Below are 25,277 nucleotides of genomic sequence, written 5' to 3' on the forward strand. Positions count from 1 at the left end.
TGTATATAACGGCGTTTATTGGCACAAGATAAAGATAAGGAAACCTCAGTGAAACTGGCAGAACAGATGATCAAACAGCTCACCGACGCGGGTGTTAAACGTATTTACGGTGTGGTTGGTGACTCTCTCAACCCCATCGTTGATGCGGTGCGGGCCTCGGGTGGGGCGGCACAGGGCGGAATCGACTGGGTGCATGTGCGCCATGAAGAGGCCGCTGCCTTTGCCGCCGGCGCTGAGGCTCAGCTCACCGGCGAATTAGCGGTCTGTGCCGGGTCCTGCGGGCCGGGCAACACCCACCTCATCAACGGCCTCTACGACGCTAACAGGTCCCATGCCCCGGTGCTGGCTATCGCCTCACAGATACCGTCGGATCAGATCGGCAGCAGCTACTTTCAGGAAACCCATCCCGAGCGTATTTTTGAGGAGTGCTCGGTCTATAACGAGATGGCGGTCACTCCGCACCAGACCCTGAGGATCGTGAACTCTGCGATGCGCCACGCCATTGCCCGGCGCGGGGTGGCCGTGGTCTCTATTCCCGGCGATATAGCCTCAGAAGACGCGGTGGACAGGGTGCCGGAGTGGGGTAGCCTGCACCGCGGCCGGCTGGTGCCCGACGCCGCAACTATCCAGGAAATAGCGGACCGTATCAACGGGGCCGACAAGGTTGCTATCTTTGCCGGTGCCGGTGTTGAGGGAGCCCATGACGAGGTGGTGACCCTGGCTGATGCGGCAGCCGCACCGGTGGGGCACACCATGCGCGGTAAAGAATGGATTCAGTACGATAATCCCTTTGATGTGGGTATGACCGGTCTGCTGGGGTACGGTCAGGCGGCTGAGGGGCTGAAAGATGCCGATCTTATGCTCCTGCTGGGTACCGACTTTCCCTACGACCAGTTCCTTCCCAATGTTTCCACCATTCAGATTGACCGCGCCGCCGAGGTCATGGGCCGCCGCACCAATGTTGACCTGCTGGTGGAGGGCGACGTGGCGGAGACCCTGCGGGCTGTCATCCCCCTGGTTGTCACAAAAGAAAACCGGCGTTGGCTCAGGGGCCTGCTGAAGAAAAACGAAACCATCATGACCAAGGTGGTGGGCGCCTACACCAAGAAACCGTCTAAGACAGGCCCGATTCACCCCGAGTTTGCTGCCGCAACCCTCGACGAGGTCGCATCCGACGACGCCATTTTTACCGCTGACACCGGCATGTGCAACGTGTGGACCGCCCGCTATATCACCCCCAACGGTAAACGTCGCCTGCTGGGTTCTTTCCTCCACGGCTCCATGGCTAACGCGCTACCCCAGGCTATCGGTGCCCAGGTTGCCCACCCCGACCGGCAGGTTATCTCTGTCTCGGGAGACGGTGGTCTTGCCATGCTGCTGGGTGACCTGCTGACCGCCACCATGTATGACCTGCCGCTGACCGTGGTGGTTTTCAACAACTCCACCCTGGGCATGGTCAAACTGGAGCAGCTGGTGCAGGGATTTGAGGACTACGGGGTTGATGTGCCCGACACCAACTATGCGGATATTGCTACCGCCATGGGGTTCCAGGCCCAGCGGGTGCAGTCGGCCGGCGACCTCAAGAAGGCGCTGGAGACCGCGCTGAACCACCGCGGCCCCTCCCTGGTAGAAGTGATGACCGACCCCAATGCGCTGTCCATGCCACCGGAGGTTGAGGCCGGCCAAATCGTCGGTTTCGCCACCTCGCTGTCAAAGATAGCCCTCAACCGCGGGGCGGGGGAGGCTGTAGCCATGGCACGATCCAACTGGCGCAATGCCAGCATCTGGCGGCAGCTCTAAACAGTAAAAGGACACCGGTCGGGGCGATGAACCGCTCGTGTTCAGCGGTTCATCGCCCCGACCGGTCGCCCTCCAACGCTTTGCGGGCAGTAGCGAGCAGGCTAGGAGTTGTTACCGAGCATCTTGGTCACGTCCAGTGCCTCATCAAGCTGGGACTCCGTAACCTCGCCGCGCTCCACGTAACCCAGCGCAAGCACGGCCTGGCGGACAGTCACCTTGTGCGCTACCGCGTATTTGGCGATCTGTGCCGCGGCCTCATAGCCGATCAGCTTGTTCATGGGGGTCACCGTGGAGGGGGAAGCCTCGGCCAGGAAACGGGCACGCTCCACGTTGGCCTCCAGCCCATCGATCATCTTGTCCGCCATAACGGTGGAAGCATTGGCCAGTAAACGAATCGACTGAAGCAGGTTTGCCGCCATCACCGGGATACCCACATTGAGCTCAAAGGCGCCGTTGGTTGAGGACAGCGCAATGGTGGTGTCGTTGCCAATCACCTGAGCCGCCACCTGGATCACAGCCTCACAGATCACCGGGTTCACCTTGCCGGGCATAATGGAGGACCCGGGCTGAAGATCGGGAATATGCAGCTCGCCCAGACCGGTATTGGGGCCCGAACCCATCCAGCGAATATCGTTACAGATCTTCATGAGCGAGTAGGCGATAGTCCGCAACTGCCCCGATGCCTCAATGAGGCCGTCACGGTTAGCCTGCGCCTCAAAATGGTTACGGGCCTCGGTCAGCGGTAGCCCGGTCTCCTGCGCCAGAAGCTCAATCACCCTGGCCGAGAAACCGGCGGGCGTATTGATACCCGTACCAACGGCCGTACCCCCCAGAGGAACCTCGGCAACCCTGGGCAGAGAAGAATCAATACGCTCTATCGCGTAGCGCACCTGAGCCGCATAGCCGGAAAACTCCTGGCCCAGAGTGACCGGGGTAGCATCCATGAGATGGGTGCGCCCCGACTTCACCGTATCTTTAAACTCCTCAGACTTTTTCTCCAGCGACTCAGCCAGGTGGGCGAGCGCGGGCTTGAGGTCATTGATGAGTGCAGCGGTTGCGGCCACATGCACGGAGGTGGGAAAAACATCGTTGGAGGACTGGGAGGCGTTCACGTGGTCGTTGGGGTGCACCTCAACACCGCGGTCCTCTAGTGAACGACTTGCCAGGGTTGCCAGCACCTCGTTGGTGTTCATGTTCGATGAGGTCCCCGAGCCGGTCTGGAAAACGTCGATGGGGAAATGCTCTTCGTAGCCGCCGGCAGCAACCAGATCGGCTGCCTCGCGGATTGCCGTAGCGCGCTCGCTGTCGAGTACTCCAAGTTCCTCGTTAGCGGTTGCCGCGGCTTTCTTGATGAGCGCGAGCGCTTTGATGTGGTCAGCCTCCAGTGTCTGCCCCGAGATGGGAAAGTTCTCTACGGCGCGCTGGGTTTGTGCGCGGTAGAGGGCGTCGACGGGGACCCGGACCTCGCCCATGGTGTCGTGTTCAATGCGGTATTCAGTGTTATCAGCCATACCACCAGCTTAGTCCTTTGCGGTGAGGCCTGTCTCATGACGGCGGCGGGGCAGGGAATTTTATGAGAGATTAGTCAAAAATTCCACCGCTATCGAGGATCTCAACGCCACCGCTACTGAAACTGTAGTGGGCGCCCACCAGGGCGGTGGTGCCGGCGGCGGTGGCCGCAGCGATGGTGGGGGAGAGGTCAAGGATTTTTGTCAGGGTGGCCCGGGTATGTTCGCGGGCGATACCATCTACCTCGGTGGTGCCGGTGAGGGCGGCTGATGCGGCGGCGGGAATAATCTGCTCCACAAATCTTCCCTGAAAACCGGTGGGAAAAGTGCCGGTTTCCAGGGCGTTTTTGGCCGCGAGTACGGCCCCGCAACTCTGGTGGCCCACCACCAGTAGGAGCGGGGTACCCAGCCCCGCTACCCCAAATTCCAGGGAGCCGAGCACGGTGGAGTCGAGGGTGTGCCCGGCGGTGCGGGTCACAAAAAGATCGCCAAGCCCGCGGTCGAAGAGGGTTTCGGGGCAGACCCGGGAGTCACCGCAGGCAAGAACCGTGGCAAAGGGGGACTGCTTGGTGAGCAGGTCGAGCCGGCGGCTACCGGTACGCCCGGAGTGTTCGGCGCGGTCCTGACGGAAGCGGCGGTTGCCTTCAAGGAGTTTTTCTAGGGCCTGTGCGGGGGTGAATGTCACGCGAGCTCCCGGATAGTCAATCAACAAACTCTATGTATTATAGGTGCACCCGCTGTGCCGCTATTGGATTCCGCTTGTTCCTCCCGGTGTCGGTTCCACCGTGTGCTCGGGGTTGGCGGCGTAGCTGACCGCGTAGCCGGCAAACTCTTCAAGGGTGGCGGTGTCGGTGGCGTCGTCGGCAAAGATCACGATGGTGGTTCTATCGACATCGCCCACATAGTAGGTGGTGGTCCTGCCGTCTTGGTCGGTGTACACGCGAATCTGCCAGGTAACCCCGGCTACCTGGGTTTGGCCGGTGACGGGGGAGTTGTTGGTTTTGCTGGCGACCCAGGTGGGGTTGGTGTCGGCGGCCTGAAGTAGCTCAACATACTGCCGGTTGGGGGATACAACCCCGGTATTCCAGTAGCTGATACCATCTGCCTGCTGGGAGTTCCAGCGGGCAAAGTTATAGGTCCAGCCTTCGGGGGCGGGGGAGGAGACTCCGTAGCCGGCTTCCTGCCCCGCCAGGTAGGCGATACTGGCAATATCGACCTGGGGGCTGTACTGATTTTTGGTGCTGGTCAGCCGAGGTGCCAGCAGAAGAATGGGGATCAGCAGCGCAACCAGCACCAGCATGGAAACAACCATGTTGCGGGCCGGGGCATTAATACGCCGCGCCTGCTGTGCGGTGATCTGGGGAAGAACCCCCTCCGGAGTAGCTGCGGTCTCGGCCGAGTCTTTTGCTTTCTTGGGGGGTTGTACGGAATTGCTCACCCGTATATTCTCCACGAGCCGGCACAGAATACCTACCGCACCGCAAAAATTTTCCCAAATGTGATTTTAAGAGAGAGAAATACGGCGGCAGCGGGGTGCTGAAGGCCTCTAGAGCGACTACCCTGGTAGGCAGGGGCTGACACCGGTAGGTGCTTGCCCCGCAATCTGGAATAACGCTCTGCGCAGCGAATACTCGAAGGTGAGGACAGATGTCAGAGAACCTGACAGACAACACGAACGTGCACGGCGACCGCAACCTGGCATTGGAGCTGGTGCGCGCCACCGAGGCGGCAGCTATCGCCGCCGGGCCCTGGGTTGGTGCCGGAGACAAGAACGGGGCTGACGGCGCGGCTGTTGACGCCATGCGCTACCGGCTTTCTACCGTGTGCTTTAACGGGACGGTCGTGATCGGTGAAGGTGAAAAAGATGAGGCCCCCATGCTTTTCAACGGAGAAAAGGTGGGCGACGGGGCGGGTCCGGCACTCGATGTGGCGGTAGATCCCATCGACGGCACCCGGCTGACCGCGCTGGGTATGGATAACGCACTATCGGTTCTTGCCGTGGCCGAGGGCGGCTCCATGTTTGACCCGTCGGCGGTTTTCTACATGGAAAAGCTGGTGGTTGGGCCCGACGCGGCGGACCTGGTTGATCTGCGTCTGCCGGTCAAGCAGAATCTGCATCTCACGGCTAAGGCGCTGGGCAAACCCATTAACCAGCTCACCGTTTGCGTGCTCGATCGCCCGCGTCATGCCGGGCTGATCGAAGAGATTAGGGAAACCGGTGCCCGCACCCGCATGATCCTGGATGGTGACGTGGCGGGCGCTATCGCCGCCGTGCGTTCGGGGACGGGGGTGGATATTATGATGGGCACCGGTGGCACCCCCGAAGGTATTGTTGCCGCCTGCGCTATCAAGGCAACCGGCGGTCTTATTCAGGGCAGACTGGCGCCCACCGATGAGGCCGAGCGCGAGAAGGCACTGGCGGCCGGGCACGACCTGGAGAAGATTCTGACCACCGATGACCTGGTGACTTCCCAAGACTGTTTCTTTGCCGCCACCGGTATCACCGACGGCAAGCTGCTGCGCGGGGTCCGCTACGGCAGAAACACCAACCGGGTAACCACCCAGTCTCTGGTGATGCGCTCCAAGTCTGGAACCGTGCGCACTATCGAGGCCGAACACGATCTTCACCGCTGGGAGAACATTCTCAACCGCACCGCTAAGGCCCGCATGAGCTAGGCCGCGGACGGCTCGTGTCCCCACGCTGGGTCCCGTTCGTGCGGCCGGCGAGAATCTGCCGCACGAACGGGGCCTACCGGTGAGCGCCCAATTTTTCGCGGGCCTTTTTCAGCAGGCTATGACCGGCAGGCAAGACTCTCTCTCGGCTATTTTCTGCCGCCTCCCGGGCAGCCCGTATACCCCTGTAGAGGCGGTAACCGAAGCGAGAAACCGGTAGATCCCAGGTGCCGGGGTAGGCCACTGACCTACCGCCAAAAGACTTTTTGAAGGCGGTGAAACCCGCCCACTCGTGGTCGGGGTCGTCGGTGGGGGCGATCCCGAAGAGGTCAACGTGGGCAAGGCCCTTCTCTTTGGCATCCATGATCATTCGGGAGACCAGGGGCTTGTTGACGCGCAGTTTCCGGTGCTCCCAGGAGGTTCCGGTGTGCGCGTAGGTGCGGGTGTCATTGGAATCGTAGACAAAGGTCGCGCCGATAGCCTGCCCCGACCCATCGCGCACGATGATCAGCCTGGCGGCATCAACGGGCATGAGTATCCGGGCCACCTGCTTCAGGTAGTTGTCCTGCTGCCTGTTGAAGTGATTGCGCTGGGCGGTTTCTTCAAGATAGCGGGTCAGAATATCAATATCGTCGGGGTTGTGTGAGACCTCAAAGGTCACGCCCTTTTTATGAATGTTTCGGTGCAGGTTACGGTTGGTCGACTGCATATCCTGGAGCAGTTCCTCTTCAGACCGGTCAAGGTCGATGATCTGGGTGTGGCCGGGTTGAATCTGCCGCGGAGACAGTATCAGACCGCGGGCTGCCAAAAAAGCCTCGCCCGACTGTTGCCCCCAGATCTCCGGCCGGGTGGGCTCAACCCGAATAAACCAGCACCCGTTCTTGCGGGCTACCTTTCCCATATGGGCTAGCGCAGCATCAAAGGACTCGGCAGAATCAGCCTCGGGACCGTAGGGAGAATAGAGGTAGCGGCCGGTCTTACCCCCCTCCAGGGTGGCAATATAGCTCCAGCCATCACCGGAACCGCGAAAAACCTGGTGACCGTTTGACTCTTGAAACTGTGCCCAAATATCAGACTGAAGAATATTACTCATGGTCTCCAGCTTACCGAAAGATCAACGGGGCTCAGACCGCCACCGGCCCGCGACCACAGATGTGTCCACAGGAACAGGGCCTCACCCTAGGGTACGGAGCAGGTGCCATTGGTGCTGAGCTCGGCCACGGTCTCAATGGTCACATTGCTGGTCAGCTGTATCCCGGCCCCGGCCGATGTGCCGCTGAAACCGGCCGCCTCAGCGACCGGGGTGGGGGTAACACCCTCGGCAGAGTCCCGAAGGACCCGAGCCACATCGGCGTGCAGCTGATCAAAATCGGGGTAGGTGGGGAACATATCGGAATAGTAGGGCGGGCCGGAGGCATACTGAATGAGGTCGTAGTTCTTAGATTTTAGAGCCGTATCGGCAAGCGCACTCAGCGAGTCCTGAGGGATATTGGTCTCCACCACCTGCTCACCGGCGGCGGTGATATCACCAAATTTGGTGAGCACGGTGTAGGGGTCAAGCTGCTTGAGCATAGCGGCCTGCACGCAGCGCTGGCGGGCCTCACGATCATAGTCGGAGGCACCCTCGCGGGAGCGCGCATACCAGAGAGCATGGTAGCCGTCGAGTTTTTGCACACCGGGCTCAATATAGCCCTCGATCGGGTTTTGAGCACCGGTGACGGGATCGGTACCGCCGCCGATAGGTACCCTGCCCCCCACATCGATCGTGATCCCGCCCAGGGCGTCGATCAGGGCCTCAAAACCGGACATATCAACCAGCACATAGTTGCTGATCTCTATGCCCAGAACACCCGAAACCGCGTCCATAGTCGCCTCGGCACCGGGGTCGTTAGAATCCGGGTACAGGTTGGCATGGTTTTGGGTGACATCGGTGTACAGCGCATTGATAATGCACTCGTCGCCGCAGTTGAAGCCTTCTGGATACACCTGCCAGAGCGGCGAATCCTGGGAGAAGATGGCGTTTTGGGTGTTGCGGGGCACAGAGATGGTGACCGCCTGCCCGGTGCGAGCATCAATAGACACCACGGTCATCGAGTCGGGGCGGCGCCCCACCCTGTCCGCACCGGCATCGCCGCCCATGAGCAGAATATTGTAGCGGCCATCGTGCTCGGTGAGGTTCGTGCCACCGGCAAAAATCTTATCGAGGGCACTGCGGCCGGTGTTCGCCATATAGGCGCTGTAGCCCAGGCCCCCGCCCACGACCAGCATCATAGCGGCCACACCGAGCACCAGCGGGGTTTTAGCTTTTTGCGGTAGAAGACGCAGCCGGATAACCCGCAGAGTGTCAATAAACAGGTAGAGCCAGCCCAGGGCAAGAACAGGTAAAAGAAGGGCCAGAGCAATCAGCACAAAATCGTTGGTCAAAAACCACAGCACCAGGGAGCGCCGTAGAAACCAGAGGACAACCAGAAGGATCAGTAAAACCCATACCGAAAAGGTCACCGTAAGCGCCCGTCTACCCAGGACCTTACGGTCAGAGATGAGCTGCACCGAACCCGGCAATACAAGGGTGAGGACAGTGAAAAGCCAGGCCCGCCTGACCCGTGACGCATCGCCGACGTGCTCGGGGTGGTTAATCGGGTCCGTCAGGGAGGATACCCCCAGCCGCTGGCCTTTAACGCGCATGGCGCTAATCTCTCGATAGTCCTCAAAGCCTTGACGGGCCACCGTGCCTCCTGGCAGTTTGGTTGAAATATTAGGAACAAAAGACGGCGACTACCTGCCTTCGCCACAGCAGGATCACACGCGATGACCGCCTGTCTGAGCCCCTATCCTATCCGGTAAATCTGGGGAGCGGGTGAAAGACCGGGCCACTCTAGGGCGCGTAGGGGCGGGTTTTAGCGGATTCGGGCAGGCTCTCGCGATGATCTTCAGCAGGAGCGGGTTCCTGGAGAGTACCGCCTTTCTGTCGCTCGCTCACCCTGGCGCGCAGGGCCGCACCCTTATCCAGGGCAGACTGGCGCAGGCCCGCCGAGAACTGTTCCAAATCGGAGCGCACCTGGGCGGCAAGATCATCGCTTCCGGCCCCCAGAATACGCAGGGCAAGCAGGCCAGCGTTACGGGCCCCGTTAATCGACACGGTTGCTACGGGTACACCGGCGGGCATTTGCACAATAGAAAGCAGCGAATCTACGCCCTCAAGGTTCTTGAGTCTCACCGGGACCCCCACCACCGGTAGGGGGGTGAGAGAGGCCAGCATACCCGGAAGGTGCGCGGCCCCTCCCGCGCCGGCAATAATAACCCGGATACCGCGCTCCTGCGCCCGTTTGCCGTAGCTCACCATGTCTTCGGGCATACGGTGGGCAGAGACCACGTCCGCCTCGTAGGGGACCCCAAATTCTTCGAGGACCTCGGCAGCGGCCTCCATGGTTGGCCAGTCGGAATCCGACCCCATGACCAGGCCAACAAGCGGTAACGGGGAATCATAGGCTGAGCTCATAGCGCTCTCCAATCCTGATAGGGCGGTGGGTGCCGGTGCTGGGTGTGCGGGGCCGGGGCACGCGGGTGCGGGAGGTTATTCGTAACTGCCGGTAAGCAGCCGGCTCACCCGGTGCGCTTGAGCACGCAGCGCGTCGGTCTCACCCGAGGCTCCCACAACATTGACATGACCAATTTTACGGCCGGGCCGCACCTGTTTACCGTAAAAATGGATCTTTGCGCGGGGTTCCGCCGCGGTTGCAGCGGGGTAGGCGGCAAAAATATCGGTGGTGTCGCCGCCCAAGAGGTTCTTCATCACGGTCACCTCGCCGACCGGGCCCGTATCACCCAGCGGAAGGTCGAGCACGGCCCGCAGGTGCTGCTCAAACTGGCTGGTCACCGAACCATCCTGGGTCCAGTGCCCAGAGTTGTGGGGGCGCATGGCCAGCTCATTAATTAAAAACCCCTGCTCGGACCCGGGAACCTCAAAAAGCTCGGCAGCCATGACACCGGTGACACCCAGCTCGGTGGCAAGGCGCAAGGCTGCGGCCACCGCCGCCCCAGCTACGTCTGTATCAAGGCCGGGGGCGGGTGCAATCACCTCGTCACACACGGAGTTAACCTGCACCGACTCGACCACCGGCCAGGCGCGCACCTGCCCCGAAACACTGCGAGCGACCAGGGCAGAGAGTTCGCGCCTAAAAGGTACCTTCTGCTCGGCCAGCAGGGAGGAAGAACCGCCCCGCTCGCCCGGGCGCGCAAACCAGGAACCCGCTGTCTCACTCCGCGCATGATCCGGGCTGTTGACCACCAGCACCCCTCTGCCGTCATAGCCACCCCGCGGGGTCTTGAGCACCACCGGCCAGCCGGCACGATCCCCAAATTCTAGAAGCTCATCGACGGTGTCCACCTTTGCCCAGAGGGGGTTGGGCAGGCCGAGCCTCTGTACCGCCTCCCGCATCCGGAGCTTATCCTGGGCATACACCAGGGCTTCGGGGGAGGGATGCACATTGACCCCCTCGCGGGCAAGGGTCCGCAAAAAATCGGTGGGCACGTGTTCATGGTCAAAAGTGAGTACATCGAGGTCTTGGGCAAACCGCCGTAAACACTCTATATCCCTGTAGTCGCCGACGGGAGCACACGTCACCACCCGGGTGGCACAGGCGGAAGAATCCTCGGCAAGAACCCGTAAATCTATACCGAGCTCGTGAGCTTCAGAGGCCATCATGCGGGCCAGCTGCCCACCGCCAACAACACCGATTTTTGGTCCGGTCACAGGGTAAGTCACCTTACCTAGGCTACCGTCTGCTCCGGTGTAATCAAAGGGGGCTACCCGTCTACCGTGCGGGGAATACCGAAAACATTCCGGTGCGGGGCCCTCTACGGTAGCAGCCTGCTACCGTAGAGGCATGGCAGCCAGAACACTCGAGCATTTTTTTAGCGTCCTCTCCTCGTTTCAAACACCGGCCCTCACCTGGTATTCAGAAGGTGGCGAGCGCGTGGAACTTTCGGGCAGGGTCCTGGAAAACTGGGTGAGCAAGACAGCCAATTTTCTGGTGGACGAGTGCGAGATAGCCGCAGCAGATACCGTGACCATTGCTATGGAAACCCACTGGCGGACCCTGGTGCTGGTGCTCGCTTCCCTGCGCGTGGGGGCGCGGATTGAGCTGGCCGAAGAGGGGCCGGGCCTCTCCGGGAAAAGGCTCGGCGACCGGTCGCAGGTGGTATGTGCCTTTGACCGGCACCGGGTGGAGGGCCTTGCGGTTGACTATCCGGTGCTTGTTGACCGCGGCCCGCTGAGCACCCGTTTTACGGGTCAGCTACCCGACGGGGCACTGGACTACTGTGCGCTGGTGCCTTCCTGCGACGACATGTATTCACAGCTGGCGATCCCCGGTGATACGGACCCGGTTTTTGTCGGTAGCCGGATCAGCTACGCGCGGCTGCTGGAGCTGGCACAGCGGGCGGCCGACTCCTATACCGCAGAGGGTGCCCGTTCTTTCTATTGTCCAGCGCCCGAGTACCTTACCGCCGACTACCTTGTGGAATTGTTGGGGCTGTGGTCACGGCAACGGGGTCTGCTTCTGCTTGATCCGGCCTACGGCTGGGACAGTAAGACACTGGATCGGGTGGTGACCAGCGAAAAGGCACACACACTGCTTTAGGAGCTACGCGGGTTTTTGGCAAGCGATTTGGGGTCAATACCACAAAAAGTTCTAAAACGATGACGATGAAGCGGCCAAAATACGAAAAAATTACTCTCAGCTTGACGAAACGGGGTGTACGCGCGTGTAATTAGGTTTCAGGGTTTATTGCTCTGTCCATCAAAGTGTGGCGTTATCAGAGGTGTATTTGTGCCCTGATTATGCTACACGCCGTAGCCATCGCGGGAGATCCCGCCCGGCACAACAGAGGAACCGGCAGCGTGTTTTCTCACCGTGAAAACCCGCCGTTGATAAGCTAGAACACCCTCTAACATCAGGTACACAGAAGGGACGAAGATGGGTTTTTACGCTCACCGTGACCGGGCTGACGCGGAAGAAACTCGGGGCCACATCATGCACTCTGCTCAAGACCTCAACGATCGGGAAAATTTTACCGCGGACGGGTTCCTCACCCTGGCCGACACGGTAGACGGGACTCAAGACTGGCAGGCCCTCGACGAGGGTGAAGACGATGCGGAGCCGGTGGAGGGAGAACCCGAGAAGAAAAAAATCGACCTCTTTTCTTCTGACCCCGAAGCGCTCTCCCTGTGGGAGGCCGCTGCCGGTCTCTACAGTACCGACGGTGACGACGGTGAACTGGCCTGGCAGGCTGACGCCCTCTGTGCCCAGACCGACCCCGAAGCTTTTTTCCCCGAAAAAGGGGGGTCCACCCGCGACGCCAAGCGCGTGTGCGGTGAATGCCCGGTACGTGAAGCCTGCCTGGAATACGCCATGGATAACGACGAGAGGTTCGGGATCTGGGGCGGGCTCTCGGAGCGGGAGCGTCGCCGTCTGCGCAAGCAGGCTGTTTGAGAATAGGAATGTGTGTCAATGCCTAAAAACCGCCTGTGCTCGCGCCAAACCTGCACTCGCCCAGCTATCTATACGCTCACCTACGCCTACAGTGAGTCGACCGCGGTGGTTGGTCCGCTATCCCAGCTGCGTGAGCCCCACGCCTATGATCTCTGCCGGTTTCATGCCGAGCGTCTCACCGCCCCCCAGGGTTGGGAGCTTGTGCGGGTTGGCCCGCTTCAGGATCTAGACTCGGTTGATACGGCCCCGGTGGAGGCTCCCGCGGGTCGTGAAGACTACCCGCCCCTGCGCGCTCTGGACTAGCTGCGGGTTTTTTCGCGGCATCGACAGACACAAAACCTGAGTAAATCCTGGGTAAAACCGGGTTGTTTGCGGCTGGCCGGCTGTAGTCAGCTAGAGTTAAATCTTCACCACCTATCACCATTTATCATCGCTAACACCTAAGGTAGGTCACCCCCTGTGAGCCATTCAGAACGCCCCGATAGTCAATCGCGTTCCTTTCCCCGCCGCCCTTTTCTTGCGGCGTCGGTATCGCTGGCCGGTGCGGCGGCACTGAGCGCCTGCGCGTCCGCCTCAAACGCCACCAGCGAGGGTGCCGGTCGGCCCGACACCACGTCCCCCGCAGCCACCACTAGCCCCGACCCGGACAAAGAATTCTCGGGTTCGGTCACTCTCAGTGTTGACGAAACAGTAGAACACAACCCGGTGGAGCCCGTGACCGTCTCCGTTGAGGGGGGAACTTTTACCGGTGTTGAGATGACCACTACCGCCAACGGCAGCACCGTTACCGCGGTGGGCGAGCTCAGCGAAGATAAAACCAGCTGGGTCACCGGTGAAAACCTGCTCTTCAACTCCGAATACACGGTGCGGTGGTACGCCACCGACAGTCAGGGCGGTACCGGGACCGGCACCTTCACCTTCTCCACCGTCTCCGCCGCCTACGAGGCCGACGTCATGCTCAATGTGGCCGACGGCGGAAGCTACGGGGTGGGTATGGTCCTGCAGTTCACCTTCTCCGAGCCGGTGGTCAACAAAGAGGCCATGGAAGAGGCGATCCTGGTGAGCGGTGGCGGCGACATGGCCGGTAAATTCCGCTGGTACTCTGACTATCTGCTCCGCTACCGGCCCGAAAAATACTGGGCGGCAAACACCAGCGTCAACGTGCAGGTCAATATGCTGGGTATGGACATCGGGCACGGCATGATCGGCAACGCCAATGTCGGCAAAACCTTTAGGATCGGTGACAAACGCTACGCCTATGCCGACAACAACACTAAAACCATTAAGCTCTACGTCAACGATGAGCAGGTGCGTGAAAACGCAATAACCCTAGGTAACGCAGACTGGCCCTCGGTGACCGGTAAGCTCATGGTGATGGAGCAGGCGGCTTCCTACTATTTTGATTCGTCCTCGCTGGGCCTGGTCAAAGGTGACTCCCACTATTACGAATCTTTCTGGGCCAGCAACGTGTCCCGTCTGACCACCGGCGGGGTGTTCGTGCACCAGGCGCTACCCACGGCCTATTCTTCGGTTGGTATCGCCAACGTTTCGCACGGTTGTATCGGTATGCTGCCCGAGGACGCCAAGTATTTTTTTGACCTCTTTACCGTGGGCGATATTGTGGAGACCGTAAACACCGGCTACCCGCAGGCAGACCCCGATGACGGCTACGGCGACTGGAATATTCCCTTCGACAACTACGACGACGAGTCGTGGAAGGGTGACTGGTAGCGGTAGGCGCACCAGGTTGAGGTGGCCGCAGGCGCGGTGTTTTCCCCGACTATCCCCAATTTTCTAGGAGTGCTGCATGGCACACAAATCTGCCGATTCTGGGCGGGAATGGGAGACGCTTTCCCCGGCGATTGCCCCCGCCACCGACAGTATGGAGACCGTTTCTGACCGGGATTCGGGGCCGAAACCACCGGAATGGGCGGTCAAGGGTTCCCGTCGGCCAGCCGGTCCCGTGTCCGGCCGCGACGGGAAGAAGAGAAAGGGAGGACGCTGGCGTGCCCTCCTGCCGGGTGTGCGGGCCGCACTTATTGCGCTCAGCGTGCCGGTGGTGACCCTGACGGTGGCTATCCGGCTGGTTGCCACCAGCGGCTTTCTCTGGCTTGCCTACCACCGGCCGGGCTTTCCCCAGGATAGCTACGGGTTGAGTACCGATGACCGTATGACGTACGGCAGCTACGGGGTAAATTACATCGTGAATGTGGCCCCCGAAAGCTACCTGAGCGGCCTGCGCACCGCATCGGGGCAGCCTCTCTTTCTGGCCAGTGAGGTGCAGCATATGACCGATGTGAAAAGGCTGCTCCTCACCACCGGGGTTCTAGCCCTGGTGGTGCTGGTTCTGGCGGTGTTCAGTGCCCGGGGAATGCGCCGCAGAGCGCCGGGCCTTTTGCGTAGCTCGTTCTTTGCCGGCGGGCTGGGCACCCTGGGCATCATACTGGTGTTGGGTGTGCTGGCAGTGGTGGGCTGGGACTCCTTCTTCACCGGGTTCCACCGGCTTTTCTTCCCCGGAGGCAACTGGGAGTTCAACCCCTCAGATACCCTGATCCGGCTCTACCCCCCTCAGTTTTGGGTGGACGCGGCGGCAGCGGTGGCGGTGCTGACCCTTCTCGCCACGGTGGTGGTGCTGGCTTTCAGCTGGCCCACCCGTAAACGTAGAATCGTCGCCGATTCCGCGTTGACCACCCGGGAAGACTTGCGACGCCGGTTGGACTCGGCTCTCTAAACGGCACACACCAGGGCTCTATAGGCGTCGGACAGGGGCAAACCACTATGATTGCTAGGGTGAAGACAGATACGGACACACCCACACCAGCCACCACGATGTCTACTCGGCAGGTATTTAGCGAGGCCGTCCTCAACGCGAGGTTGGCCGTAGCCAACCTCGCCATGCCGCGCTACGGCTGGGTAGCACCCCTGCTGGTGACCCTTTTGGGTGGGCTGCTGAGGTTCTGGAATCTCGCACACCCGCAGGGCATTGTCTTTGATGAAACCTACTACGCCAAAGACGCCTACTCAATGCTTCATTACGGCTACGAACGTAACTGGGCCGAGACCGCCGATGAATCTTTTGCGGCCGGGAGACCGAGCGGGATCCAGCAGAGCGCCGAATTTGTGGTTCACCCGCCGGTGGGGAAGTGGATGATAGCTGCCGGTATGCTGCTCTTTGGCGACAATAATCCTTTCGGCTGGCGGTTCTCGGCCGCACTGATTGGCACCCTGTCGATAGCCCTGGTGGCTCTTGCCGCCTGGCTACTTTTTCGGTCGGTGACGGTAGCCAGTATCGCCGCACTGATCCTGAGCATAGACGGCCTTCACCTGGTGCAGTCCCGTTTTGCCCTGCTCGACATTTTCCTCATGTTTTGGATTCTTGCGGCCTTCGTCTTCCTCCTCCTTGACCGCCATTACGCCCGCAGGAAACTGGCAGCTAAGGTGGCCGCACACGCCGCCGAGCACTCCGGCCTGCCCGACCAGTCCTTCATGAAATACGGGCCGTTTCTGGGTTTCCGCTACTGGCGGCTGCTGGCCGGTGTCAGCGCCGGGCTCGCCGTGGGCACCAAGTGGAACGCCCTGTTTTTTGTGGCTATCTTTGGTCTACTCACCGTCGCCTGGGATATGAACGCCCGCCGTATCGTGGGGGTCAAACAGTGGGCGGCCGCCGGCGCTATGATCGACGGTATCCCGGCTTTCTTCTCCATGATTGTTGTGGGTGCAGCCACCTATAGTGCCACCTGGGCAGGCTGGCTACTCTCGAATGACGCCTACCACCGCCAGTGGGCGGCAGAATCCCCGGGTGAGGGAGTGCAGTGGCTGCCTCCGGCCCTGCGCTCCCTGTGGGACTACCACGTGCGTGCCTACTCTTTTCACAGCCAGCTAGACAGCGAACACGCCTACGAATCCGATGCGTGGCAGTGGCTTATCCTGGGTAAACCTACCTCCTACTACTATGAGTCTCTCAGCACAGGCACTGAGGGCTGCGAGGTAGACAGGTGCTCACAGGCGGTACTCAATATTGGTAACCCGCTCATCTGGTGGTCCTTCATCATCGTCGCCCTGTTTGCGCTGCTTATCTTTATACTGCGGCGCGACTGGAGGTTCGGTGCCCTCTTCCTTGTTTTTGCGGCGGGTTATTTCCCCTGGTTCGCCTACCCCAACCGCACCATGTTCTACTTCTACGCCCTCTCCTTTGAGCCCTTCCTGGTGCTCATGCTGGCCGGCTGCCTGGGCCTTGCCCTGGGCCGGGGCACCGATTCGGTGAAACGCCGTCGGGCGGGCCTGATAGTTGTGGGGATATTCGTGGTGATGGCTCTACTTGTCTCCATCTTCTTCTACCCCATCTGGGTTGCCCAAACCATCCCCTACACCGAGTGGGGCTGGCGCATGTGGTTCAGAAACTGGGTATAGAACAAAAAAGAGGGCAAACAATGACAGAGAACAATGGGCACGGGGCGCTGATACTGGCAGCCACCCCCATAGGCAACCTGGCAGATGCTAGCCAGCGCCTCAAAGACTACCTGGCTCAGGCAGACCTCGTCGCGGTCGAGGACACCCGAACCCTGCGCAGGCTGGCAGCGGGCCTGGGAGTAAAAACCCGCGGACGGGTGATCACCAACCACGACCACAACGAGTCTTTCCGCTCCGCCCAGATACTGGAAGCCGTGCGCGGCGGACAAACGGTACTGCTACTGTCTGACGCGGGTATGCCCACGGTATCTGATCCCGGATTCGCCGCAGTCGTCGCGGTAGCCCGGGAGGGACTGCCGGTTACCGTAGCACCGGGGCCCAGCGCGGCGTTAGCGGCTCTAGCGGTCTCGGGCCTACCCTCAGGAAGGTTCACTTTTGAGGGGTTTTTGGCGCGTAAGGGGAGCGAGCGTAGCCGCCGGTTGCGCTCGCTGGCCCTGGAAGAGCGCACCATGATTTTCTACGAGTCGCCTCACCGACTTGCCGCAACCCTGAAAGATTTTGTGCGGGTTTTTGGTGCTCAGAGGCCGGCGGCGGTGTGCCGCGAGCTCACCAAACTTCATGAGCAGGTGGTGCGTGACAGCCTTGCGGGGCTGGCCGACTGGGCTGAGAACACCGAGGTGCGCGGTGAAATTGTGCTGGTGGTAGCCGGTGCGGAAGAGACACCGGATGAGCCCGTGGAGGAACTCACCGGGCTGGTGGAGGCGCTGGTTTCCGGCGGCATCAGGCTCAAGGACGCTGCCGGGCAGGTTGCGGCAGAACACGGTGTGTCTACCAGGGAGCTCTACCAGGCGACCCTGGAGCAGCGCAGAAACCCCTAGCTTGGCAATTGTTTGGTGGTATGTTAGGGCAGATACGATCGTGCCCGGAGGGAGAAAATAACGATGCGTTTAGACGACCGTGCTACTGAGAGCGGCTTCGAGAGCGATGTTCTTGCAGATATTGCCGCCCGCTGGAACTGTCAGCTGCCCGATGCCGCCGAGATGGGTTCGTCGGTGGTGGCCGATCAGGAGCGACCGGTTCCGGGGCAAACCCCGCCAGCCTATCTGGCTGAGCGCTACAGCTCTCCCGGTGAGGAAAGCGGTGAAGGTACCCGCCGCCGGTCTGAGAGGGGCGAGGACGGCAGGCGCCGCAACCTGGTTTTCCCGCCGGCTCCGGAGCCTTTACCCTACCCGGTGATGGATAATCACACCCACATGGATTTGCTGGACGGTGCCGTGACGGTTTCGGCCCGCGACGCCCTGGACACCGGTGAGGCACTGGGGGTAAGTGGTATTGTGCAGGTGGGCTACGATGTGCCCAGTTCCCTCTACTCGGTCTGTGCTGCCGCAGCCGATACCCGGGTGCTGGCGGCCGTGGCTCTGCACCCCAACGAGGCCCCCCGGCTTGAGGAGCAGGGTCGATTACAGGAGGCGCTAGCAGACATTGATACCCTTGCGGCCCATCCCCGGGTGAGAGCGCTGGGGGAGACCGGCCTTGACTATTTCCGTACCGCGGGCAGCGGCCGCCGGATACAGCAGCAGAGTTTTCGCCAGCATATTCGACTAGCGAAAAAACACGGGAAGGTTCTACAGATTCACGACCGCGACGCCCACGACGACCTGGTGGATATTTTACTGGAAGAGGGCGCGCCGGAGACCACAGTTTTTCACTGCTATTCCGGGGATACCCGGCTGGCAGAGCTGTGTAATAGCAGGGGCTGGTATATGAGTTTTGCCGGGACCGTGACCTTCAAGAATTCGCGGGCTGTGCAGGAGTCTTTGAGCATGGCGGACCCGCAGCTGGTCCTCGTTGAGACGGACGCTCCCTTCCTGACCCCCCACCCCTTCCGGGGGAGGCCCAACGCCTCCTATATGGTCACCTATACGGTGCGGTTTATGGCCGAGCACCTGGGTAGGGATCTGGAGCAGCTGTGCCGCCAGATCACCGCTAACTCGCGGAGAGTGTACGGGCTCTAGATTGTGCCTGCCGGTAGAGGGGCAGGGACATAAAGAGCACGGTCCATACCGCCGGTAGCAGGTGCATGGCCACCGCGTAGAGGGGCCACTGACCAATCTCCCAGCCGTTGCCCGAGAACCAGGCTTCGAAACGCTGGGTGAAAATGAGGGTGCCCGCGATAGCCAAAAATAGGTAGGTTTGATCCGCGGCACGGTAGCCGCCCACCGCGCAGACCAGTAGGGCGGGCAACACCCACACCCAGTGGTGGTTCCAGGAGATGGGGGAGACCATGAGCATGAAAAAGCCCATGACGGTGACCGCGTACAGCTCTTGCCCGTCCCGGTGCAGTAGCACCGTTGACGTGTAGGCTACCAGTGCCAGGGCAACCGCCAGCAGAATGTAGAGAATCACGTTGTAGGGTGCGGGGAAAAGACGGGATGTTTCCCCCAAAATATTGAAGCTCAGCGGTTCAATAATGGAGCCCACCCGGTTTGCCTCAAAAATCTTGTCGGTAAAAAACTCCAGCGAAATTTTGGGGGCAACCAGAAAACTCACCAGGATACCGGCCGCACCGGTCAGAATAAAACGGGTGAGAGCACCCCAGTCCTTCTTGGCCACAAAATAGAGCCCAAAAATAGCCGGTGTCATTTTGATTGAGGCCGCAACCGCTGTGAGGATCCCGCTATACCTGGTGCCTGAAAGCAGCAGGGTATCTACCAGAATGAGCAGCAGCAAAAACATGTTGATCTGACCCATCCACATGTTTTGGCTGATCGGGAAGGTCAGCAGTAGCAGCGGCGCCAACCAGAGGCTTACCCCCAGGCTGGTACGTCCCCGGTAGCCGAGAGCGCGCAGGCTCACAACGGTGGCGGCCACCGTGGCGGCCGTGTTGGCCAGTAGAAAGATGGGGGAAAGAATTCTCACCGAGTCAAAGAGCGCTATTGGTGAAAAGAACAGGGCCGCAAAAGGCGGGTAGGTAAACCCGTAAATATACTCGGGAGGGTAAGCCCAGTCATAGATGCTTCCGGTCTCAACCCAGTGCCGTACCGCCCCGTGGTAGACGCTGAGATCAAAGGGTGCCCGCAGGGTGGAGTCGTTGTTGTAGATAAAGGGGTAGAGGCTCACCAGGGTGAGCACGAGTCCGCATACCAGAGAAATATTTGAGCCAACAGTTTTCGCAAAAATAGAAATACCGGTGCGGGATGTATCGGAAGAAGAAGCGGTGGGGGGCATGGATTCCTCGATGTTGTTGCGGGCAGCTTCCCAAAGTATAGTGGATAGGCCGCAGATGGGTGCGGGTTTTCGGCCGCCGGGTAGCTGCGGGTTTGGGTAGACTTGGGTTGTGTTTGAAGAGAAGCTACTCGGCCCCCAGGAGATTCGCGGCCTGGCCGAGCATGTCGGTATTCGCCCCACAAAAACGTGGGGACAGAACTTTGTGATTGACCCCAACACGATTCGCAGTATTGTGGCCCGGGCCCAGCTGGCCGCGCACGAGACCGTGCTTGAGGTGGGCCCGGGGCTGGGTTCTCTCACCCTGGGTATTCTCGATGCCGCCGGCCGGGTGGTTGCGGTGGAGATTGATCCCGCACTGGCTCATCAACTGCCGGAGACCGTGGCCACCTACCGGCCGGGTACCGAAGACAGGCTCACGGTGATCAACCGGGACGCACTAAAAGTGACAGAGCTCCCGTGGGAGCCCACGGCACTGGTGGCCAACCTCCCCTACAACGTGGCGGTACCGGTCCTTCTCCACCTTTTTGCCCGTTTCGAATCTATCTCTCGTGCGCTGGTCATGGTGCAAAACGAGGTTGCGGACAGACTGGCTGCCCGGCCGGGGTCCAAGGTTTACGGGGTACCCAGTGTCAAAGCCAACTGGTTTTGCGAGGTCTCCAAGGCGGGGGTGATCGGCACCAATGTCTTCTGGCCCGCCCCCAAGATCAAATCCGGTCTGGTTGCTTTTCAGCGGCGACAGCAGCTACCGTCTGCCCTGCCGCGAGAAAAGGTTTTTGAGGTGGTCGATGCCGCCTTTGCGCAGCGTCGTAAAACCCTGCGGGCTGCGCTTGCCGGGTGGGCGTCGTCGGCGGGAAGGGCTGGTGAGCTGTTGGAGGCGGCCGGTGTGGACCCGTCTGCGCGCGGAGAGATGCTGACCATTTTTGATTTTGTGAGAATAGCTGAGGCCGGGGAGGCACGACGGGAGAGAGGGGGTCACGGTGGGTGCTAACACGGCGGGTGGGGGACTGGCCGAGTCCGGGACTCTTTCAGTCAGCGCTACCGCTCCGGGTAAGGTGAATCTTTATTTTGAGGTGGGGGACAGGCGTGCGGACGGCTATCACGATGTTGCTTCCCTCTACGCTGCGGTGAGTCTGCGGGAGCGGGTTACCGTGACCGCTGGTAGCGGGCCGGGTATTGGGCTTTCACTCGATATTGCGGCCGGTTCTGCCCTGGCTGAGCTTGAGAGGTCGGGGATGTTTAGCCGTGATTCTGTGCCGCTGGACGAGAGAAATCTTGCCCACCGCGCGGCAGTGGCGGTGCTGGAGGCTCAGGGGGTGGACCCTTCCGGGGTTTCTTTGCATCTACATATTGAGAAGGAGGTGCCGGTGGCCGGTGGTATGGCGGGTGGGTCTGCCGATGCGGCTGCGGCCCTGAAAGCGGTTAACCGCTACACGGTGCAGGCAGGGTGGGTGGAGAGTCCGCTGCCCGCGGTGAGGCTGCGCGAGCTGGGGGCGGGCCTGGGTGCCGATGTACCTTTCTGTTTGCTGGGCGGAATAGCGGTGGGTGGGGGTGCGGGGGAGAAGCTGACCCCTCTGAGTATCCCGCGCGGAACGCAGCCCCTTGAACTGGTGATGCTGCTCAATGAGCGGGGTTTGGAGACACCGGCGGTGTTTGGGGAGCTTGACCGGGGGAGAGCCGAGGGCAGGTACCCGCAGCCGCGTGATCTACCACGGGTACCGGTAGATCTGGCCGAGGTATTCCTGGCTGGCGGGGTGCCCGATCCGCGAGGTCTCGCCGGGTTGATCCGCAACGATCTTCAGCAGCCGGCCCTGTATCTGGCGCCGGAACTGGGGCGGCGGCTTACCGCACTACCGGCAGGGGCAGTGACCGGTTTTGTTTCAGGTTCGGGGCCCACCCTGGCCATGCTACTGGATTCAGAGAACCCGCCGCTAGACGGCCTCAACGCGCAGAAGCTGGGCGGGGTACCGGTATTCTGCCGCCTAGAATACGGCAGAGAAGAGCTAGACAAATAGAACCCGCCCCTGGTTCCCGGTTTCTAGGCTGTCTCCTCGGGGTCGTTGCTGGTCTCGGTATCCCCAGGGGTGGTACTGGGTGTAGGCAGATTATCCAGATCGGGCTTGTCCGCCGGATAAGTAATAGGCTCCTCAGCGGGGCCATCATCATTGTATTTATCGTAGAAACCGTGAATACAAGGGGTTTCTGTATCGATGGATTCACCGCCAGCACCGGCTATATAGGAAAGATAAACACCTTTATCTGTATAGGTGATGATTTCTTTCCACCGTGTTTCTTTAGCGGAAGTAATATCTTTGACTTCCCAGCCACGAGACTCCCAGTAAGCCCAGACCCTATTGATAGCCTCTTGCTGGGCTTGACCGGTGTCAATGCCTAGGTCTTGCCCGTGAGTACGCAGGACTCCGTCTATTCTGGCTAATTTCTTTTCATAGCTACAGGAGGTGATGAAGACATTGAAATCGGTCCACTTGGCCTCCTCAGGGTAAGGAAAAGCCTCAGTCTCATCCCTCCAACGATAGCTCTCCCCGTGCACGCTCGCAGCAATAGTCCCGGTCAAAGCCGAATAATAATCCTTGAACAGCTCATTAGCGGTAGGTTCTTCCATTTTTCCTCCTGGGATCAGAGCACACCCACTCACAAAAAGCAGGCTGGTGATGAGGACCAGAAGCGTATACAGAAAAGTCTTTTGAGAAGTAACCATAAAGAGAACTCACTAACAAAGAGTGTGAGGGACAGAGACAGATAAAAACTGATCCCCTCCCCCCCCCTCGCTCCCGAAGTCCTAGGCTGTCGCCTCAGGGTCGTTGCTGGTCTCGGTATCCCCAGGGGTGGTACTGGGTGTAGGCAGATTATCCAGATCGGGCTTGTCCGCCGGATAAGTGATAGGCTCCTCGGCAGGCTCTCGCTTAGCATAGTCATCAAAGAAACCATGAATACAAGGAGATTCAGCGTGGATAACTTCACCGCCATCACTGGCCATATATTTGAGATAAATACCGGTATCGGTGGTAGTGATAATTTCCTTCCACCGTGTTTCTTTAGCGGAAGTAATATCTTTGACTTCCCAGCCACGAGACTCCCAGTAAGCCCAGACCCTATCGGCAGCTTGGCTGATCTGTTCGGTGTCTAGACCTAGATCTTGCCCGTAGGTGCGCAGTCTCCCGTCTATTCTGGCGGTTTCTTGCTCAGAATTACAGGAGGTGATGTAGGGACTGAAATCAGTCCATTTAGCCTCCTTAGGGTAAGGGAAGTCCTCAGTTTCGTTACGCCAGCGGTAGTTCTCCCCGTGCACGCTCGCAGCAATAGTCCCGGTCAAAGCCGAATAATAATCCTTGAACAGCTCATTAGCGGTAGGTTCTTCCATTTTTCCTCCTGGGTTCAGAGCACACCCACTCAGAATGAGCAGGCTGGTCAGACAGGTAATCAGTAGCGTAGTAATACGAGATCGCATGGGTTGTGAAACCACCTTAGAAGTAGAGGGGGCTAATCCTGAGGCGGAGCAGGAGCCGGCCCAGGCGATGGCTGTGGTATCGGGTTTGGCCGGTCTTGTTCCGGCTGCGAGGCTGGATGATCATCAGCAGGCGGGACCGGGGCCGGACCCGGCGATGGTGACGGTGACGGAGTATCCAGCTCTTTCTGAGTCGGGGAATACTCGGTAATCTCATCCTCTTCACCCCGAATAATCAAAGAAGTATCCCGTAAAGCTGTCGTGTCCCTGGTCAGATAACCCCGGTTAGACTCGTCCTCGGTATAGAGACCATGCTGATCCACATCATGTAACCGCCCTTCAGGATCAGTCTCAGACGAAAAAGACGTAATACCCTCAACCTTATCCGGGTGAGCCTTAGTAGCAGGAAACCGGCCCCAGTTATCAATCCCGTCTCCGGAGGCTTCCGTATGGTAGATATTCTGAGCCCCTTCCCTATTCGGGTTATCCTCCAGGGCCAGGTCAAGCTCCCCGTCATTGTAGGCGGCAACCTGTTTCCTATCCAACCCAGCAGAACCCAACAACACCGCAGAATCAGCCTTCGTACCCATATCGGTCAGAGCAGAGAACACCACATCAGTCCCATAAGAATGCCCCACCAGGTTCGTCCGTACCTGATCAGCACCACCGTGGATGGTATTAAAAGTGTCTACATCCTGAGCCAGGCGGGCACCACCAACGTGAGCGTTAGTATTTCCCCAGACCTGGGGCGTACCAATCCCTCCCGGAGCCTCGTAATTCATCCACGCCACCGAAGCATGTAAGGCAGAAGAGTTTCGGTTTTGATCTTGGACCTGGCTATAGAGGCTGTTGGCCGCGTCGATATGGTTCTCAGCGCTCTTCTGAGCATTGGTATTAATCCCGTGCACTAACCAAGAGGCGTTCTCAGCCGTGTCCAGGTTCCCGGTCGAGACCGCGGTCTTAATATCATCCCAAGACCTACCCTCACCCGAAAGATCAGAAAACTGAAGCGTCACCACCTGCACATCAACAGTATTGTTATACATATCTACGGTCTTTTGATTCTTGTCTAAGATTGTGGCCGCGGTGTCCCCGATATGCTGGGCAATATCACCCTCCACCGTGTAGGGAATATCCCAATTCTTCTGATCCTCCGGATCTGAGGAGACCATGTGTAGCAGGGTCGTATTCGCCACCGACCGATGAGAATAGGGCACCCCGTCCAGATTCCCGATCAGCCCCGGAGCATAAAGCATCAATACCTTCCGCTGCTCATAAGTGAGCATGCCATACTCGGGGACCTGTGCGTCCCCCGACGAAATATAGTTCCCCCTCTCATCAAAAGACAGTTCAGCGTTCCACCAGGTCTGGGTCTGCTGAACCTGTTCCAGGGTCAACCTCCACATATGAAGACTATAAAGCCCCCGATCCTGATGAGACTCAAAATAATCAGCCAACTCCTGAGGACTCAACTGAGCAAGCAAACCCAACAAAGCAGCGTAACTCTGCCCACCCCCACCTTCTTGGGATACCTTCCCAAAAGCAGTATCCAAATAAACCGGATCAAACTCCCACAAATCACCCCGCACCTGCTCTGTAGTAGCGAAAGGATTACGAGCCTGAAGACTCCTACTATCCGTCGGTACCGGTATCCGCTGATACAGCTCATCAAGACTATACATATAATAATCATCAAGCACA

The 25,277-nt window shown here is 59.7% G+C and carries 23 protein-coding genes; 12 read left to right on the top strand and 11 right to left on the bottom strand.

All coding sequences use genetic code 11. The annotated features are described in order from the left end of the window. Nucleotides 1-48: 48 nt before the first annotated feature. A complete protein-coding gene (locus ACS1BR_RS00535; protein WP_463559455.1) occupies nucleotides 49-1,800 on the top strand; it encodes a pyruvate dehydrogenase in 1,752 nt (583 codons plus the stop codon). Between the two features lie 101 nt (nucleotides 1,801-1,901). On the opposite strand, the gene ACS1BR_RS00540 is transcribed toward ACS1BR_RS00535, so the two are convergent. The 3 genes from ACS1BR_RS00540 to ACS1BR_RS00550 form a co-directional block, all read right to left on the bottom strand. Then, a complete protein-coding gene (locus tag ACS1BR_RS00540; RefSeq protein WP_463559456.1) occupies nucleotides 1,902-3,311 on the bottom strand; it encodes a class II fumarate hydratase in 1,410 nt (469 codons plus the stop codon). Nucleotides 3,312-3,381: 70 nt separating this feature from the next. After that, entirely contained in the window at nucleotides 3,382-3,993 is a 612-nt protein-coding gene (locus ACS1BR_RS00545; RefSeq protein ID WP_463559457.1) for a carbonic anhydrase, read from the bottom strand. A gap of 60 nt (nucleotides 3,994-4,053) precedes the next feature. After that, nucleotides 4,054-4,746 (bottom strand): DUF4245 domain-containing protein, encoded by a 693-nt coding sequence (locus ACS1BR_RS00550; RefSeq protein WP_463559458.1) that lies wholly within the window; start codon nucleotides 4,744-4,746, stop codon nucleotides 4,054-4,056. A 209-nt stretch (nucleotides 4,747-4,955) separates the two neighbouring features. On the opposite strand from ACS1BR_RS00550, the gene glpX reads away from it, so the two are divergent. After that, on the top strand, nucleotides 4,956-5,984 hold the full coding sequence (glpX, locus tag ACS1BR_RS00555; protein ID WP_463559459.1) for a class II fructose-bisphosphatase: 1,029 nt from the start codon (nucleotides 4,956-4,958) through the stop codon (nucleotides 5,982-5,984). A 73-nt stretch (nucleotides 5,985-6,057) separates the two neighbouring features. Here the strand turns inward: glpX and ACS1BR_RS00560 are convergent, their stop codons facing one another. From ACS1BR_RS00560 to ACS1BR_RS00575, 4 genes are all read right to left on the bottom strand, one after another. Next, on the bottom strand, nucleotides 6,058-7,074 hold the full coding sequence (locus tag ACS1BR_RS00560; protein WP_463559460.1) for a lipid II:glycine glycyltransferase FemX: 1,017 nt from the start codon (nucleotides 7,072-7,074) through the stop codon (nucleotides 6,058-6,060). An 86-nt stretch (nucleotides 7,075-7,160) separates the two neighbouring features. After that, on the bottom strand, nucleotides 7,161-8,708 hold the full coding sequence (locus ACS1BR_RS00565) for an LCP family protein (RefSeq protein ID WP_463559461.1): 1,548 nt from the start codon (nucleotides 8,706-8,708) through the stop codon (nucleotides 7,161-7,163). A 148-nt stretch (nucleotides 8,709-8,856) separates the two neighbouring features. After that, complete coding sequence (purE, locus tag ACS1BR_RS00570) at nucleotides 8,857-9,480, bottom strand: 5-(carboxyamino)imidazole ribonucleotide mutase (protein ID WP_463559462.1); 624 nt, start codon at nucleotides 9,478-9,480, stop codon at nucleotides 8,857-8,859. A 75-nt stretch (nucleotides 9,481-9,555) separates the two neighbouring features. Beyond that, on the bottom strand, nucleotides 9,556-10,734 hold the full coding sequence (locus ACS1BR_RS00575; RefSeq protein WP_463559463.1) for a 5-(carboxyamino)imidazole ribonucleotide synthase: 1,179 nt from the start codon (nucleotides 10,732-10,734) through the stop codon (nucleotides 9,556-9,558). 133 nt (nucleotides 10,735-10,867) lie between these two features. Here ACS1BR_RS00575 and ACS1BR_RS00580 point away from each other — a divergent pair, with 133 nt between their 5' ends. From ACS1BR_RS00580 to ACS1BR_RS00615, 8 genes are all read left to right on the top strand, one after another. Next, nucleotides 10,868-11,623, top strand: coding sequence for a TIGR03089 family protein (locus ACS1BR_RS00580; RefSeq protein WP_463559464.1), 756 nt, complete (start codon nucleotides 10,868-10,870; stop codon nucleotides 11,621-11,623). Nucleotides 11,624-11,959: 336 nt separating this feature from the next. Beyond that, nucleotides 11,960-12,475: a WhiB family transcriptional regulator gene (locus ACS1BR_RS00585; RefSeq protein WP_463559465.1), complete on the top strand. Its 516-nt coding sequence runs from the start codon at nucleotides 11,960-11,962 to the stop codon at nucleotides 12,473-12,475. Between the two features lie 18 nt (nucleotides 12,476-12,493). Then, nucleotides 12,494-12,778, top strand: coding sequence for a DUF3499 family protein (locus ACS1BR_RS00590; RefSeq protein ID WP_463559466.1), 285 nt, complete (start codon nucleotides 12,494-12,496; stop codon nucleotides 12,776-12,778). Nucleotides 12,779-12,934: 156 nt separating this feature from the next. Continuing rightward, on the top strand, nucleotides 12,935-14,206 hold the full coding sequence (locus ACS1BR_RS00595) for a L,D-transpeptidase (RefSeq protein WP_463559467.1): 1,272 nt from the start codon (nucleotides 12,935-12,937) through the stop codon (nucleotides 14,204-14,206). Nucleotides 14,207-14,282: 76 nt separating this feature from the next. Then, nucleotides 14,283-15,206, top strand: coding sequence for a TIGR01906 family membrane protein (locus tag ACS1BR_RS00600; protein ID WP_463559468.1), 924 nt, complete (start codon nucleotides 14,283-14,285; stop codon nucleotides 15,204-15,206). A gap of 98 nt (nucleotides 15,207-15,304) precedes the next feature. Beyond that, nucleotides 15,305-16,885, top strand: coding sequence for a dolichyl-phosphate-mannose--protein mannosyltransferase (locus tag ACS1BR_RS00605; RefSeq protein ID WP_463559469.1), 1,581 nt, complete (start codon nucleotides 15,305-15,307; stop codon nucleotides 16,883-16,885). Between the two features lie 20 nt (nucleotides 16,886-16,905). Continuing rightward, nucleotides 16,906-17,763, top strand: a complete 858-nt coding sequence (gene rsmI, locus ACS1BR_RS00610; RefSeq protein WP_463559470.1) for a 16S rRNA (cytidine(1402)-2'-O)-methyltransferase — start codon at nucleotides 16,906-16,908, stop codon at nucleotides 17,761-17,763. A gap of 63 nt (nucleotides 17,764-17,826) precedes the next feature. Then, nucleotides 17,827-18,900: a TatD family hydrolase gene (locus ACS1BR_RS00615; protein ID WP_463559471.1), complete on the top strand. Its 1,074-nt coding sequence runs from the start codon at nucleotides 17,827-17,829 to the stop codon at nucleotides 18,898-18,900. Here the strand turns inward: ACS1BR_RS00615 and ACS1BR_RS00620 are convergent. After that, on the bottom strand, nucleotides 18,872-20,113 hold the full coding sequence (locus ACS1BR_RS00620) for a glycosyltransferase 87 family protein (RefSeq protein ID WP_463559472.1): 1,242 nt from the start codon (nucleotides 20,111-20,113) through the stop codon (nucleotides 18,872-18,874). The genes ACS1BR_RS00615 and ACS1BR_RS00620 overlap by 29 nt on opposite strands. Before the next feature lie 109 nt (nucleotides 20,114-20,222). On the opposite strand from ACS1BR_RS00620, the gene rsmA reads away from it, so the two are divergent. Both rsmA and ACS1BR_RS00630 read left to right on the top strand, forming a co-directional pair. Beyond that, nucleotides 20,223-21,101 (top strand): 16S rRNA (adenine(1518)-N(6)/adenine(1519)-N(6))-dimethyltransferase RsmA, encoded by an 879-nt coding sequence (gene rsmA / locus ACS1BR_RS00625; protein WP_463559473.1) that lies wholly within the window; start codon nucleotides 20,223-20,225, stop codon nucleotides 21,099-21,101. Further along, a complete protein-coding gene (locus ACS1BR_RS00630) occupies nucleotides 21,091-22,125 on the top strand; it encodes a GHMP family kinase ATP-binding protein (RefSeq protein WP_463559474.1) in 1,035 nt (344 codons plus the stop codon). The genes rsmA and ACS1BR_RS00630 overlap by 11 nt, the downstream gene beginning before the upstream one ends. A gap of 23 nt (nucleotides 22,126-22,148) precedes the next feature. Here the strand turns inward: ACS1BR_RS00630 and ACS1BR_RS00635 are convergent, their stop codons facing one another. From ACS1BR_RS00635 to ACS1BR_RS00645, 3 genes are all read right to left on the bottom strand, one after another. Further along, on the bottom strand, nucleotides 22,149-22,733 hold the full coding sequence (locus ACS1BR_RS00635; protein ID WP_463559475.1) for a hypothetical protein: 585 nt from the start codon (nucleotides 22,731-22,733) through the stop codon (nucleotides 22,149-22,151). Between the two features lie 177 nt (nucleotides 22,734-22,910). After that, the gene (locus ACS1BR_RS00640) at nucleotides 22,911-23,492 is read right to left on the bottom strand and encodes a hypothetical protein (protein ID WP_463559476.1); all 582 of its coding nucleotides are present in this window, start codon (nucleotides 23,490-23,492) and stop codon (nucleotides 22,911-22,913) included. 119 nt (nucleotides 23,493-23,611) lie between these two features. Next, nucleotides 23,612-25,277 (bottom strand): alpha/beta hydrolase (locus tag ACS1BR_RS00645; RefSeq protein ID WP_463559478.1); only part of this gene is annotated, 1,666 nt, incomplete at its 5' end.

Source organism: Rothia sp. 18CD1-1 (assembly GCF_055285355.1).

Excerpts from the sequence above, each read along its gene's own strand:
- ACS1BR_RS00540 (WP_463559456.1), bottom strand. The coding sequence starts at position 3,311 with ATGGCTGATAACACTGAATACCGCATTGAACACGACACCATGGGCGAG.
- glpX (WP_463559459.1), top strand. The coding sequence starts at position 4,956 with ATGTCAGAGAACCTGACAGACAACACGAACGTGCACGGCGACCGCAAC.
- ACS1BR_RS00560 (WP_463559460.1), bottom strand. The coding sequence starts at position 7,074 with ATGAGTAATATTCTTCAGTCTGATATTTGGGCACAGTTTCAAGAGTCA.
- purE (WP_463559462.1), bottom strand. The coding sequence starts at position 9,480 with ATGAGCTCAGCCTATGATTCCCCGTTACCGCTTGTTGGCCTGGTCATG.
- ACS1BR_RS00580 (WP_463559464.1), top strand. The coding sequence starts at position 10,868 with ATGGCAGCCAGAACACTCGAGCATTTTTTTAGCGTCCTCTCCTCGTTT.
- ACS1BR_RS00585 (WP_463559465.1), top strand. The coding sequence starts at position 11,960 with ATGGGTTTTTACGCTCACCGTGACCGGGCTGACGCGGAAGAAACTCGG.
- ACS1BR_RS00590 (WP_463559466.1), top strand. The coding sequence starts at position 12,494 with ATGCCTAAAAACCGCCTGTGCTCGCGCCAAACCTGCACTCGCCCAGCT.
- ACS1BR_RS00600 (WP_463559468.1), top strand. The coding sequence starts at position 14,283 with ATGGCACACAAATCTGCCGATTCTGGGCGGGAATGGGAGACGCTTTCC.
- ACS1BR_RS00605 (WP_463559469.1), top strand. The coding sequence starts at position 15,305 with ATGTCTACTCGGCAGGTATTTAGCGAGGCCGTCCTCAACGCGAGGTTG.
- rsmI (WP_463559470.1), top strand. The coding sequence starts at position 16,906 with ATGACAGAGAACAATGGGCACGGGGCGCTGATACTGGCAGCCACCCCC.
- ACS1BR_RS00615 (WP_463559471.1), top strand. The coding sequence starts at position 17,827 with ATGCGTTTAGACGACCGTGCTACTGAGAGCGGCTTCGAGAGCGATGTT.
- ACS1BR_RS00620 (WP_463559472.1), bottom strand. The coding sequence starts at position 20,113 with ATGCCCCCCACCGCTTCTTCTTCCGATACATCCCGCACCGGTATTTCT.
- ACS1BR_RS00635 (WP_463559475.1), bottom strand. The coding sequence starts at position 22,733 with ATGGAAGAACCTACCGCTAATGAGCTGTTCAAGGATTATTATTCGGCT.
- ACS1BR_RS00640 (WP_463559476.1), bottom strand. The coding sequence starts at position 23,492 with ATGGAAGAACCTACCGCTAATGAGCTGTTCAAGGATTATTATTCGGCT.